8 protein-coding genes are annotated in these 13,870 nt (G+C 56.2%); 1 reads left to right on the top strand and 7 read right to left on the bottom strand.

Annotated features, from left to right (window positions below):
* Positions 1–12: 12 nt before the first annotated feature.
* The 7 genes from FGA82_RS26200 to FGA82_RS26170 all read right to left on the bottom strand — a co-directional run bounded on the left by FGA82_RS26200 (position 13) and on the right by FGA82_RS26170 (position 12,428).
* The gene (locus FGA82_RS26200; RefSeq protein WP_141129341.1) at positions 13–1,866 is read right to left on the bottom strand and encodes a hypothetical protein; all 1,854 of its coding nucleotides are present in this window, start codon (positions 1,864–1,866) and stop codon (positions 13–15) included.
* An 83-nt stretch (positions 1,867–1,949) separates the two neighbouring features.
* Positions 1,950–3,608: a hypothetical protein gene (locus FGA82_RS26195; RefSeq protein WP_141129340.1), complete on the bottom strand. Its 1,659-nt coding sequence runs from the start codon at positions 3,606–3,608 to the stop codon at positions 1,950–1,952.
* 246 nt (positions 3,609–3,854) lie between these two features.
* Positions 3,855–5,699: a hypothetical protein gene (locus tag FGA82_RS26190; RefSeq protein ID WP_141129339.1), complete on the bottom strand. Its 1,845-nt coding sequence runs from the start codon at positions 5,697–5,699 to the stop codon at positions 3,855–3,857.
* 167 nt (positions 5,700–5,866) lie between these two features.
* Positions 5,867–9,388, bottom strand: a complete 3,522-nt coding sequence (locus FGA82_RS26185) for a calcium-binding protein (RefSeq protein ID WP_141129338.1) — start codon at positions 9,386–9,388, stop codon at positions 5,867–5,869.
* Between the two features lie 228 nt (positions 9,389–9,616).
* Positions 9,617–10,246 (bottom strand): LysE family translocator, encoded by a 630-nt coding sequence (locus FGA82_RS26180; RefSeq protein WP_038366975.1) that lies wholly within the window; start codon positions 10,244–10,246, stop codon positions 9,617–9,619.
* Between the two features lie 87 nt (positions 10,247–10,333).
* Complete coding sequence (locus FGA82_RS26175) at positions 10,334–11,683, bottom strand: NCS2 family permease (RefSeq protein WP_141129337.1); 1,350 nt, start codon at positions 11,681–11,683, stop codon at positions 10,334–10,336.
* Between the two features lie 298 nt (positions 11,684–11,981).
* Positions 11,982–12,428 (bottom strand): MarR family winged helix-turn-helix transcriptional regulator, encoded by a 447-nt coding sequence (locus FGA82_RS26170; protein WP_141129336.1) that lies wholly within the window; start codon positions 12,426–12,428, stop codon positions 11,982–11,984.
* A gap of 82 nt (positions 12,429–12,510) precedes the next feature.
* On the opposite strand from FGA82_RS26170, the gene FGA82_RS26165 reads away from it, so the two are divergent.
* Positions 12,511–13,677, top strand: a complete 1,167-nt coding sequence (locus FGA82_RS26165) for a PLP-dependent aminotransferase family protein (RefSeq protein ID WP_141129335.1) — start codon at positions 12,511–12,513, stop codon at positions 13,675–13,677.
* Positions 13,678–13,870 lie beyond the last annotated feature (193 nt).

The raw sequence follows: 13,870 nt of genomic DNA, 5'->3' as shown, positions 1-13,870 counted from the left end.
TGTCTGGATGGGTTATTTGTCTTTGAAAATAAACAGCGTTGTTTGCCCCAGAACATCTGTCTGGGTTCCACCCAGCAAGTAACTGAGCTTTTTTTCCTGGCTGTACATCGACAATGGCTTTTGTTCATTCGCGGAGGTCTGCACGCCAACTTCACTGAGGTGAAATTGTTCAGGTTCAAATCGCTTTAGTCTTCCGTTGATAACAAGCGGCAGTTTCAGCACAAACACATGGTCGATTTTTTCCCGGTGAAACAGCAGTTCGTTCTCACCCGAGAAATCCGCCGAGTTGTTCACCACGTAGCCGTCATCTTCCAGAATCTGCCTGAACAGTCTTCGCAGATTGGGCACAGTGCGAGCAGCGGCGTACTCGTTCCAGTGTCGGGGGAAGCGTCCCGGATCAAAATCCAGTCGCATCAAGCCTTCACCCAGCGAGGAAGGAATCGCCAGGGTTTCTTCGGCTCCGGCAAGCGGGCGCAGCATTAATAGCGGATCAACAAGTTCTCGTTGCGGTGCTCTGCGCATATCTCGGTTTGCCCAGTAACGAAACACCTGGTTGAGCAACGCCAATCCGGGGGCAATGATGATTTCGGATCGATTTGCCTGATTGAACATGGCCCGGGCGAGTGAGTTGACCGATTGATCCGACAAATATTTGAAGGTTCTGCAGATGTACTGGGTGATCGGCATCTCGAAGGGAACCACGCTGTCGAGTACCGTCCACTGGTTTGTTCCTTTTACCGCCCATTTAGGCTGCAACGACGGGTTATCCCGCAGCATGTATTCGAAAGCGTCATACAAGGCAGGTGAGAACAATGGATGTTGTAGATAAACCAGTCGTGGGTTGGCGCCCAAATCCTGTTGCATCACCCGGTAATGCTGGCCGTCGATCTCGATATGCTGGCCCAGTTGTGGTCGGACACGTTGTCCCCAGTTTCGCCATAAGCCGAAACTCAAATTGATCGCGTCGGGATTGGCGGACAGCAAGCTCTCGGTCAGCGCTTGGGTAGCGTCAGGGCTTTCTTCCAGGTGCAGTCGCTTGCTTGGGCCGGCCGTTGGTTGCGGCATGTCGGTCGGGGCCTGGCGTTTTTCCGGTGACGAACGCTGCGCGACAGAATGCGTGACATCGTTCTTGCGACGCCACAGCCGCGTCCCGGGAATCTGTTCGAACAATAAGGCGGAAACATCGCGGACTGTCGCGGAGGTTTGTTGATATTCACCGGCGGTGTTCCTACGCACCATCACGGTTCCTTGTGCTGTGTCGACATAGGTTTTGCGGTGTTTGTCGTAGCGGATTCCGCTCGCTGTGTGCAGGGCAGGAGAGAGCAGGGCGGCGGCGTCGGGGGCGAGATAGATCGGCTGTTCCGCAGGAAGTCCTTCAGCGGCCGCATTGCGTCTGTCGCGCTCTGAATTGTGCGCCAGCCAGTTTGGTCGTTCGAACGTCCAGAGGGTTTGACGTTCTGTCTTGATCAGGAACGGGCCGGGCAGATGTGGGGTGAAGTTGAAGGGAATCTGGTAGCGACCATCGCGATGGCTCTCGACCAGCAGATGCCCTTCGTTTTCAACATGGGCATACAACTTGCCATCCGGGCTGGTGAACAGTCCGCTGTCGGCATCCAGACGCTGTAACAGGTGTACTTGATCGGCAGGCCAGGTGATTGATCGCAGAGCTGCCTCAACTGACAGCAAGTGGGAGGCAGGTATTTCGTTGACCTGGACCGACGGATGATGTGCAGGGGCGCCCGGCAGACCAGAAGAGGACTCTAGGGTTGCCTGGTGTTCGCCCGGAAGTCTGGGGCCAGTGCTACCGGTATTTGGACGGATTTCGGGCGGAGTAACACCCGCCGCGCGCTTGGGTGGTTTGACCATTGATTCAATCTCGAAAATGCAAAGGTGAGGGGGCGGATGCTTCCCGGAAAACTGCGGGTGATCCGTTCAGCGCTCGGAGACGGTCACCCCTCCCGCACAATGAAGAGCGTCGGGTTGTCGGGGGATATCTGTTGCAGGCCCCCGACCAGATAGATGACTTCGGTATGCGCCAGGTGGCTGTCCAACTGCTGTTTCTGCGCGGTGCTGAGCCGGCTCTGAAAAGCCGGATCGGTGAGCTCGTGTCCGGCGGGCGTAGTGCGAGGCACCTGATTTCCAGTGATGGGGGGCAGCTTCAGCACGAAGACTGCGGCAACGCCTGAGCGGTGAAAGATCAAGGCGCCTTCACTGAGCCGGCGCGTGGTTGGGTTGATGCTGTAACCGTTGTGCTGCAGGACGCTCACCAGTAATGCGCGCAGACTGCCTGCGGTCGGCGCCGCTGCATACACGGCCCATTCCTGAGGAAACCGTTTCGGATTGAAATCCAGACGCTGCAGCCCGACTGAATCGTGCGCAGGCAAGGTGAGTAATCCGCCACCCGCCAGGCTGCCGGGCGGTGTCGGCAGTTTTGCAAGCATCACCAATGGGTCCGACAGACCGTGCATGGGGGCTTCGTTATTGACTCGATCGATCCAGTGACGAAAGGTCAGTGCCATCACTGAAAGTCCGTGAGCGTTCACTCCCTGAGGTAGAGAAACTCGATCGAATACCGCTCTGGCGAGGTTGTTGGTCGAATGTTCCGACAGGTAGTTGTACGCGGTGGAAACATATTGGGTGGCGGACATTGCGAACGGCGGATGGTTGTCCAGAACCTTCCATTGGCCTTGGTGTTTCAGCGCCCATTTCGGCTGTCGCGAGGGCTCATGGCGTAACATGTTTTCGAAAGCGTCATAGCTGTCCGGTGAAAAACCGGGGTGTTGCAAGTAGACCAGCCCGGTGTCGGCTCGCAGACCTTGAGCGATGATCGGGTAATGTTGCCCGTCGATCTCTATCGACTCGCCCGAGTCGGGCTTGATGGTTTTTCCCCAGTTTTTCCATTGGCCTGCGGATAGGTCCAGGGCGACGTTTTGTCGGGAGAAAAGCTGTTCGACCAACGTGCTGGCATTGATCGCGGCATAAGCGTGCTCGTCCAGGCCGGGACGTCTCCCCGGATCGGTGACGGAGTGCGGGCCTTGTTGCGTCGCGTCAAGTTCACGCCAGAGTCTGGTGCCCGGAATCTGTTCAACCCGCTCCCCCGTCGGAGTCGATTCCCCGGCATGGGTCTGTCGCCAGCCGTCCAGGGTTTTGCCCACCATGACCATGCCGCCGTGCATTTCGACATAGGCCTTTTTGTGTTTGTCGTATCGAAACCCCTCTGCGGTACTAACCTGCAATTTGAGTTGGCTTGCCGATTCGGTGTTGATGAAGACCGGCTGCGGCGGTGCTTCACTCATGGACGTGCCGGCATGCGCGGACGGTTGCACTTCGATGGAGTGCTGCCTCACCCACTCCGCTGCGCGCGATAGGCCCAATTGGCTTTCCCGGCTCAGTGCAGGTCTGATGATGACGCTGGGACGGGCGGCGGCTGCGTTTGGCGACGCGTGTGGGGAATAGGCATCGGACAGCGGATTGCCGGTCGTCCCGCTCGGCTCGGCATGCCCTGTTTCACCGGGAAGTGCTCCGAGTGGATTCAGCACAGGATTGGTCGAGGTCACGGACGTTTCCGGTGATGTGGCCCGAGGAATTTTCTTGGGTGGTTTTGCCATTGAATTGCTCCGATGATTCGCTGATCAGTGGTAGGCCGGCGTATCAACAAGCTGACTCGATGTGCGCTTGCGCGACATCGCGTTCGCCTGACCCGTTGGCTTCAAGGGAGTGATGTTCGGCAAAAGGTCACCAAGGCGTGCGGTATATATGTATTGATCCGAGGGCAAGTGCTGCGAGGTGTTACGAGGATTTCGAGAAACCAGTCCGCTCTCACCGGCAGAGCCGGCGAGAGTTGGAGAGGGAACTTAGCGCTCTCGGATAATGAATACCGAATCCGGATTCGACTCGACCTTCAAGACACCGCCAATGAGCCACACCACTTTGTTTTGTGCGGTGGCTGTTGTCAGGGCAACAAATGCATCGTTGCCAATCCTGTCGGGCAAGCTTGCGTCTGCCAGCTCGTTGCCGGGAGTGTGCGACAGGCCGACATGTTCAACTGCGCCCAGTTTCATGAAGTAAACCTGGTCATGGGTGGCCCGCCTGAATACCAGCGTTGGCATACGATGTTCGTGAGTCAGGGGGAAAACGTCGTAGCCACTGCGCACCAACAGGGCACCGAGCAGGCGTCTGAGGTTCAGGTCCGTCGGATAGGTTTTGTAGTGATTCCACTCCGTGGGGAATCGCTTGGGATCGAAGGTGAGCCGTTGCAGTTCACTGTCGACCTGGGACGGCATCGGGATGATTTTTTTACCGCCGACATCGATGTCTGGCGCTATCGCCAGCATGTTCAGCGGATCGGCGTAAGCAGGTGCGGTGGGAAACGGCCTTTGTTTCCACTGATGCAGGACGGCCTGAATATTGACCAGCCCGGTGCCGGTAATCACCGGTGAGTTGTCCGCGAGTTCGAACAGTCTTCTGGCGACGCTGCGAGCAGTGGCGTCGGAAAAATCGGGGAAGGTATTGGCAACGGATTGCGAGATCGGCTCATCGAAGAAACGTTTGCCGGGGTGTATTTCGCCCGGATCGTTACCGATGCGAAACGTTGCTACAGGCTGCATGGCAGGCGCTGTCAGCAGCATGTGTTCGAACGCCTCGAAGTGTGTTGGCGCAAAGTCGGGATGCTGCACAAAGTAGACTTTTGGCGTGGGATTGGAGCCAGTGGGCACAATCGGATAATGGAACCAGCCGAGCTGAACGGACTCCCCCGTGGACGGTTTGTTCAGATGCCCCCAGGACAACCAGAAAAACGGTGTTTGCTCGGCGGGGGCGTTGGTCTGGAGGGTTATGGGTCTTGCTGGATCTTCGGGGGCACCGAGCCGCGCTCGTTTGCTTGGGCCGGGTTGCGGTTCGTCCGGTTCGAGGATTGGCCGAGGTCGGCCTGCAACGGGCGTTTCATGGGCTGGCGAGTCCGGTGTTTTTCGGCGCCAGAGTGTCGAACCGGGAATCTGTTCAAAGTAGACATCAAGCACGTCTCGGGTCGTCGCAGAGCTATATTGATACTCCCCTTGTTCGTTTCTACGGACCATGACCGTGCCTTCAGCCGTATCGACGAAGGTGTGTTTGCGCTTGTTGTAACGGATGCCAGCCGTTGAGAGTTCTGCTTTGGTCAACGTGTTGGCGTCATCAGGTGCCAGGTAGGAAAGCGCATGTGCCAGGGCAGGAGTACCGGCCCGAGTCTGTGTTGATTGCCAGCCGGGTCGCTGGATGTGCCAACTGGCCTGGCCTTCCATTCTGGTCAGCACCGGGCCGGGAACACCGGGCGCAAAGGTCAGTGGAACGTAATAGTTGCCGTACAAATCCCGCTCGACGACGAACCGGCCTTCGCTGCCGATTTGCGCGTAGGTGCGCTGATCCGGGCCGGTGAACAAGCCGTTGTTTTCTGCGCTCGGCGTCAGTTCGTTCAATCGATTCTCAGGCCAGGCAATTGCATTGCGCGCGGCACTGTAGGAATCGGGGATCTCGTTGACGATGATGGCAGGCTGGCGAGTGGTACTCGGTCCTGGTGACCCTGTGGTTGAATCGATACCTGACAGTGGGGTGTCGGGCGCGTTTGTGGTGATGCGGCTGCCAGAGCCTGATTGCACCGGTCTTGTTGTAACCGTTGTATCAGCTGCTGCTGTCACAGAGATTTTCTTCGGAGGCTTTGCCATATGGAGTTACTCATTGAGTGGTGACGCCGAGTGCACGTCAGTGCCTCGCCGTATTGTTCAGGCGCACTCGTCTACACCCCGGAAAATTCAGGCCGGGAAGGCGATAGAGAAGTTCGGTTACTTCAACTGCAGAGTGCGCACGTGGTTATCGGTCTTGGCGGAAACCGTTATGCGGGAGGGACATTGATCAATGGCGGTGGCGTAAAGATCCGAGGATCTTGATGGCTGCATCGGTTGATCACTTGCAGATCTGCAAACTCGATACGGGATTTGTCGCTGCGCAGGATCCAGCCGTGTGCGGCAAAACTGTAATTCAGCGCGCCGGGCCTGTTGTCGGCAAGGGCGATGTTTCTCACTTTGATGTCTTTATTGGCCATTGGCGCAAAGACTTCCGGCAAGGCTTTTGTCGAGTCGGGCTCGTCAAAGAACCGCGCATCGAGGCCATCCAGGTAAACCCTGTCGAAGGAGAGATCGACGGTATGGACAACGCCTTTCTCCGTAATGACGCGTATCTGATCTATCAGGTCTTCGCTTTCGTAATGGGGCAGATGAACAATGCACGTGCCGACGTGCAACTGGTTGTTTTCCAGTTTGATTTCAACCTTGCCAAGTGCTGTCGCATCGAGTTCCCAGGTAGAGGAATAAGGCAGGCGGACTTTGGCGTCGGCCAGAGCACCCGGGGTCGAGAGCTTGATGGTCATGTTGGCAACCAGATGAACCAGGTAGGTTGAACCTTCGCCTTCCAGGCTTTCCATGGCGGTTTGGCCGCTGTATGAAGTGAGCATGGCGCATCCGTTTTTTGCGCTTAGCTTGTAGGCTTCGTTTGTCGGCAGGTCATAAGGGTAGTGGCCTGTTCGAAGTTTCAACGGCAGCTTCATCTGCGTTGTCCAGCGTTTGAATGAATGAACCTCGTAGTGACTGTCGGCAGGCGCGACATCCGTTTCTGGTGTGAGACCTGCGTTCAAAGCAACAGCGTCGTTGAATATCAGTACGTATTTATGATGGGTGCGCATGGCCATGGTCCGCAGGATCTTGGTCATGTTTTTGGGGTCGGAGCCTCCTCGTGCACCGGCAAAATATTTGAGCGTTATGGTTTTTTCGCCAAGGTGATAAGTGAGATCGCATCCGGCCATCAAGTCATGATCTTTATCCGACTGTCTTGCAAGGAAATGCGCCTCGACTTTTGTCAGTTCGGTACTGGCATAGTCCAGGTAAAGCGTGGTCACCGCGTCAGCGCGTTCAACTGAATAAAACACCTTGTCATGTGTGGATCGCGGGAGGTAATAGCGTGCATCGTTCTGATGCATGATCCAGCAATCAGGGGTGTAAAGAATGGTCGGCTTTACCGGATGCCCCTGTTTTATGATGACAGCCTTGATGTCGAGATTTTTGTCGGTTGCGATTTTTTCAGGCAGTTCAGGTTTTAGAAAAAAGCCGTCTTTGGTAATGATCGTCAGCTTATTGTTTAGAAGCCGCGCTGCTTGCTCGTCTGGTTGGTAGATGTCGCGAAAGATCACCACGTTTTTGCGGTTGTCGTGGAAGTCGAAAGCTGAGGTGATGACGAGTGAGTTGTTGGTGATGCCCCAGCTTTCAATCAACATCATCGGCCATTTCAATACAACGATGCTTTCTTGCTCACCGTCCTCATTGACGACAGTCTGGCCTGCTTCGTGGGCAATGAGGTATTCGTCGATACCGGCTTCGCCCGCAGCAACAGCCCCCGTATGCCATAAGTGGATCTGATCGTTTCCCGGCCCGGCATTGATCGTGTCCTGTCCACGGGAAATGATGATGTTGCTCGCCTGTGTGCCGGTCACGACGCTGTCGGCACCTCTGACGGTTTCAACGTTTTCGAAACCTTCCAGGAAACTGTGGAATGTATGTTTTTTCCCGTCGTCGACAGCGGGATCGGTCGTGATCGTCTGGAGCGTTTGTGCCAGTAAATCGACGTCGTATCCCGCTCTGTCTTTTCCGCTGTAAATGCCGCCCAACACCAAGGTATCGTTGCCTGCGCCTGCCTTTAATGTCGAAAATCCAGAAATCCGGGTGCCTTGTTTAAGCGAGTCCCCGGCACTCTCGAACACGAACCGGTCGTCTTGTTCGCCACCGGTCAGTTCCTTTCTTCCGGATCGGTAATGGAAGGTATTTGGTTTTTTTTCAACCCCCCTGATCGAGTCACGTCCGTCACCGATCAACCACAGAACCCCCTTGTTCTCGGCGGCTGCTCCCAACACCGCGCCAGGTGTGTCCTTGGTGACACCATTGCGGGCATCGATGGTGTCATCGCCTCCCACAACCTGCGGGATGTTGACGGTTTTCCAGCTGGCTTGTTTGGTCCACCAGTTACGTGTCCATACCTGGGTAGGTTTCATGTGTACTTCGAACGAACCATGGACGATGGCTTCGATCGTTTCCTTCAAGGCGCCGGCCAACAATCTTTTTGCTGTTTCTCTCAATTGGGTCGAGTGTTGCAGTCTGGTTTTTGCCTGGCTGTAACGATCCTGCACGTCTTGGTCGATATCTGCCATGCAGAACGAAAACCAGCCAGTGCGCCAACGCTCGTCGAGGGTAAGTTCGATGTAGTCGTCAATGTCATCGACGACGCGTACCGCGCCATAAACCTGCGAGCCAATCGCCAGAATGGCACCCGCCGCAAGCCCCACAGGACCTGCGAACGAGAAACCTGCCATCGCGGCAGTGCCCAGAATCACAGTCATGGCCGCACTGGTGATGCTCAGACCGGCACTGACGTAGTGATCCATGGCTTCTTTGCCAGTTACATTTTTTGCAGCGCTGAAGGACCTGACGGCGGTAAAGATATCGAATGGCAATGTCAGCGCACCGCCGATCAAACCACCGGAGCGACCCAGTCTCAGAGCGAATCTGGTTTTGGCAAAATCCTTGAAGGCGTGCTGTCCGGCGGTCAGCATTTCAGTCGCGATTTTGCTCACGGCCACGTCAACGGCGATGGAGCCAAGTTCAGAGGCTATGCCAACGCTGTTAATTGCAATTTCGGCACTGTTATTGGCCTTGATGGCGTCGACCACTCCACGCAATCCCATGAATATTCCGAAACCCTGAATGCCTACACTTGAACCCAGGGTCGAATAGCTCATGGCCATTGCCACCCATCGCGGGTTGTTTTTTGGCAGGTAGGCATGGCGCAAGTCGAGTCTTTGTGCGGAACTTAAAAGCTTGACCAGTTTGTTGCGATAGTTGGCCGCAGCCGTATCGGCTTCGAGGCTTTCCCTGATCATGTGAGGAGCGGTTAACGGGCGTCGGCTGGCCATTTCAAAAAGCAATGTCGGCAACAGGTAATTATCGCCACCTTTTGATAATTTTATGTGCTGCTCGATATCGCTTGCGTTGAATTGTAACGAGTTGATGAATGATCGCTTGGGAATTCGGAAGAAAGTGTTTTGGCCGTTCAAGGGGTGGCCGTCAATCGTTGCGCCCAGCGCATCGAGGGACACTCTTGTTATTGATATGTCGCCAAATTGTAACGGGCCAAATACCGAGTCGGTGACTTTCAGCTGCTCGATTTTACTTTTGATCCGCGGATCTGAAACTGAATGGATATCAGCACTTATGTCGATGGTAGAAGCATTACGTTGATTGGCCTCAACCTTCATGTCCGTCATGACGATCGGGTCAGTTTGTATTGAGGCTTCACTTATGAGGGTGGCCATTTGAACTTCCTTGTTCTGGCAGGTTGTCGTTAAAAACAGACAGAGATAGTACGGGGGGCATTCGCGGGATGTATATCAATGGGTTGTTGCGGTGTATTGCACATCAAACCATGCATTGACTGTTGTGGGACGCTGAAGTGCGCGACGCTGATCGGTCGTGGAGGGGGGCCGCCTGACTTGGTCTTTCACGTCAGGCGGGTTGTAACCGAATAGGAAATCAAAAGTGGGTCAGTGGCTGCTGAGCAGCGATGCAGCGCCGGCGCCGCCGAACAACCCGGCACTGATCCGGTTAAACCAGCTCTGCCCTTTGCCACTGCGCAAGTAACGTGCAGCGCCGTGGGCACCGAGACCGTAGGCCAGCTTGCACAGCAGATCCAGCAGGGTCCAGGTGGCGATCATCACCAGCAACTGTGGCAGGAAGGGCTGCTCGGCGCTGAGAAACTGCGGCAGGAAGGCGGCGAAAAACAGGATGTCTTTCGGGTTGCTGGCGCCCAGTACAAACGCGCGCCCAAACAACGCGCGAAAGCGTGGGACGGCTGCCGCTTGCGGCACGACGGCGCCCACCGATGGCTGACGCGATTGCTGCCAGCTCTGCCAGGCCAGATAGAACAAGTACAGACCACCGACGATTTTCAGGGCACTGAACAATTGCTCCGATGCCAGCAACAAGGCACCCAGCCCCAGCGCCGAAGCACTGAGCAAACAGATCGAGGCGAATACGCCGCCGAGAAATGCCGGATACGAGCGGCGCAATCCATAATTCAGGCTGTTGCTGATCATCAACAGCGACAGTGGCCCCGGAATCAGAATCACCACCAGCGCAGCGCCGCTGAACAGCAGCCAGGTTTCCAGACTCATCACTTCCTTCCTTTTTGTTGTATTGAAAAATGCACAAAGCCCCACCCATCAGGGTGAGGCTGTTTTGAAGCTTGAACCGCGTAGCGCTTACAGGAAGATGAACTTGGCGATGAAGATCGCGCAGAGCACCCACAGGCTCACGGAAATCTCCTTGTACTTGCCGGTCCCGGCCTTCAACGCCACATAGGTGATGAAGCCCAGCGCGATGCCGTCGGCGACCGAAAAGGTCAGTGGCATCATGATCGCGGTGACGATGGCCGGGATGGCGTCAGTGGCTTCGTCCCATTCGATGTGGGCCATGCCGCCCATCATCAGCATCGCAACGTAGATCAGTGCACCGGCGGTGGCGTAAGCGGGAATCATGCCGGCCAGCGGTGCGAAAAACATTGCCGCTATAAATAACACACCTACGGTGACTGCGGTAAGACCAGTCCGACCACCAGCGGCCACACCAGCAGCACTTTCCACATAGCTTGTTACTGGAGGGACACCGACCACGGCGCCGAACACGCTGGAGGCACTGTCGGCTTTCATCGCACGGGAGAGGTTTTCGATGCGGCCGTCAGCGTTGACCAGATTGGCGCGCTGGGCGACGCCCATCAGGGTGCCGGCGGTGTCGAACATGTGCACAAAGAGGAAGGCGAGTACCACGCTGATCATGCTGACGTTAAACACGCCGGCAACATTCATCGCCATGAAGGTCGGCGCCAGACTCGGCGGGGTCGACATGATCCCTTCGTAATGCACGATACCGAGGCCCCAACCGGCCAGCGTTACGGTGATGATGCTGATGAGAATTGCACCGAATACCTTGTGATAGCTGAGGATCGCAATCATCAGGAAGCAGATGGCCGCGAGCAGCGGGCCAGGTTCACGCAGGGAGCCGAGTTTGATCAGCGTGGCCGGGCTATCGACGACGATGCCTGCAGTTTTCAAACCGATGAGGCCGAGGAACAAACCAACGCCGGCCCCCATCGCAAAGCGCAGGCTGACCGGAATGCTGTTGAGCAGCCACTCACGAATCCGCGAGAAAGTCAGGATCATGAACAGCACACCGGAGACAAACACCGCACCCAGCGCAGTTTCCCAGTTGTAGCCCATGGTGCCGACCACGGTGTAAGTGAAGAAGGCGTTGAGGCCCATGCCCGGCGCCAGCCCCACCGGCCAGTTGGCGTAGAGGCCCATCAACAGGCAGCCCAAGGCAGCGGCGATACAGGTGGCGACGAAGGCTGCACCGTGATCGATCCCGGCATCGGCCATGATGTTCGGGTTGACGAAGATGATGTAGGCCATGGTGATGAAGGTTGTCAGACCGGCAATCAGCTCGGTCTTCACCGTGGTGCCATGCAAGCTGAGTTTGAACAGACGTTCCAGCAGACCACTGCGTAATGGTGGCGAGAGGTCCAGCGTCGATGCTTCGGATTTGCGGCTTTCCACAGCGAGTACTCCTCAAGAGTTTTATTGTTATTTCCAGGGCCGGACCCATGAGGGGTGGCAGCGGCCCTTTGAGGCATACGCGAATTTGTTGACCATGCGGTCAGGAACTCGCACGCTGTGGATTATGCTTTTGTGTACAAATAAAGCAAATATTGTTTTTGGTTTTGTTTACGAAAGTTCCGTCGATAGGGATATATCGCCCTTGAGGGCCCCATCGCTGGCAAGCCAGATCCCACATTGATCTGTGGCGTACACAAAACCTGTGGGAGCTGGCTTGCCAGCGATGAGGCCCGAGCAATCAATCGATAACTGTCTGGGCATTCCCCAACGCCAAATTCACCGCCAACCAGCCATTCACCGCCGCTTCCCCAGCCTCGGCAAACACCCGCTCCAGTAACTTCACCTGCTCACGCCGCAAAGCCTGCTCAAACTTTGCACCTTCCGCCGTCAACTCCAGCAGGCGCTTACGCTTGTCAGCTTCCGACGCGACGCTGTCGACCAGATGCATTTCCTGCAACTGCCGCAACGGCATGTTCAATGCCTGTTTGCTCACACCGAGCAATCCCAGCAATTCCTTCACGCTCAAATTCGGATATCGGGCGATGAAAAACACAATGCGCTGATGCACCCGCGACAGCCCACGGCGCTCGAGCATTTCATCCGCCTTGGCAGTGAACGCCTGATAGCCGAAGAAGAACGCTTCCATCGCCTGTTGCTGACTTGATGGGTTTTTAAGGTCAAGCATGTTGACGTACTCGCTCAAGCTGTCGTAATTTCAGTCAACCAGTTTGACTTATTTTTCCCATGCCTTGCTACCGGTGACTTCCATGGCTTTTTCCGAACGTGTCTCGCGCCTCAAGAGTTCTCTGATCCGTGAAATCCTCGCCGCCGCCCAGCGCCCGGAAGTCATGTCGTTCGCTGGCGGTTTGCCCGCTGAAGCCATGTTGCCGAAGGTCGAGTGGTCCGACATGCCGCTGTCGCTCGGCCAATACGGCATGAGCGAAGGCGAGCCGGCATTGCGCGAGGCTCTGGCGGCGGAGGCGAGGGCGCTTGGACTGGAATGTCAGGCGAGTCAGGTGCTGGTAGTCAGCGGCTCTCAACAAACCCTCGATCTGGCGGCCAAACTGTACATCGACAAAGGCACGGAAATTCTGCTGGAGGCACCGACTTATCTGGCCGCACTACAGATATTCCAGCTGTTCGGCGCCGATTGCCTGACCGTGCCGCAGGAGTCCGACGGCCCGAATCTGGCGCAGTTGCGCGAGCGTCTGGAACAACATCACCCGGCCTTCATCTACCTGATTCCGACGTTCCAGAACCCGTCCGCCGTGCGCTATAGCGAAGAAAAGCGTGCAGCGGTAGCGGCTTTGCTCGACGAATTCGGCGTCACGCTGATCGAAGATGAGCCTTACCGCGAACTGACGTTCGATGGCGGCAGCGCGAAACCGATTGCCGGGCGTCTGAAGACGGCGAGTTGGATCTACACGGGTACCGTGTCGAAAACCTTGCTGCCCGGTTTGCGCGTCGGCTACCTGATCGCCAGTCCCGATCTGTTCCCGCATCTGCTCAAGCTCAAGCAATCGGCAGATCTGCACACCAACCGCATCGGTCAATGGCAGGCGCTGCAATGGATCGGTACTGAGAAATATCAGCAGCACTTGAGCGAATTGCGCGGCTTCTATCGACAGCGGCGGGATGCCTTTCAAGCGGCGCTGGAAACCCACTTTGCTGATCTGGCCGACTGGAACATGCCGCAGGGTGGGTTGTTTTTCTGGCTGACGTTGAAGCAACCGCTGGACACGCGAACGCTATTGAATGAGGCGCTGGCTAATGACGTGGCGTTTATGCCGGGGGAGCCGTTCTTTCCGGAACCGGAAAATCATCACGGGCATTTGCGTCTGAACTTCAGCCACATCGACCCGGCTAGACTGGACGAAGGGCTCAAGCGATTGGCGGCAGTGGTGCGGCAGGCGCAGCTGGATAAAGCGGCCTGATGAAACAGATAAACCGGCTCATGGGCTGGTTTATTTTTGTCTGGGATTTGCTGTGTCTGTGCGGGCCTCTTCGCGGGCAAGCCAGCTCCCACATCTATGGTTACCCCCTTTTCTGCAATACTGTTTTTTGATGTCGTGTTTGGCTTGCTTTCATCTATCCGGCGTCTGAGTGGGGGTGCAACCCCGCGCCTCG

Origin of the sequence: Pseudomonas fluorescens (genome assembly GCF_005938625.1) — a bacterium.
In the GTDB taxonomy this organism is placed as follows: Bacteria; Pseudomonadota; Gammaproteobacteria; order Pseudomonadales; family Pseudomonadaceae; genus Aquipseudomonas; species Aquipseudomonas fluorescens_BD.
Note: the sequence above shows the minus strand (reverse complement) of the source record. Positions and strands in the feature narration are given on the sequence as shown.

Excerpts from the sequence above, each read along its gene's own strand:
- FGA82_RS26200 (WP_141129341.1), bottom strand. The coding sequence starts at position 1,866 with ATGGTCAAACCACCCAAGCGCGCGGCGGGTGTTACTCCGCCCGAAATC.
- FGA82_RS26195 (WP_141129340.1), bottom strand. The coding sequence starts at position 3,608 with ATGGCAAAACCACCCAAGAAAATTCCTCGGGCCACATCACCGGAAACG.
- FGA82_RS26190 (WP_141129339.1), bottom strand. The coding sequence starts at position 5,699 with ATGGCAAAGCCTCCGAAGAAAATCTCTGTGACAGCAGCAGCTGATACA.
- FGA82_RS26185 (WP_141129338.1), bottom strand. The coding sequence starts at position 9,388 with ATGGCCACCCTCATAAGTGAAGCCTCAATACAAACTGACCCGATCGTC.
- FGA82_RS26180 (WP_038366975.1), bottom strand. The coding sequence starts at position 10,246 with ATGAGTCTGGAAACCTGGCTGCTGTTCAGCGGCGCTGCGCTGGTGGTG.
- FGA82_RS26170 (WP_141129336.1), bottom strand. The coding sequence starts at position 12,428 with ATGCTTGACCTTAAAAACCCATCAAGTCAGCAACAGGCGATGGAAGCG.
- FGA82_RS26165 (WP_141129335.1), top strand. The coding sequence starts at position 12,511 with ATGGCTTTTTCCGAACGTGTCTCGCGCCTCAAGAGTTCTCTGATCCGT.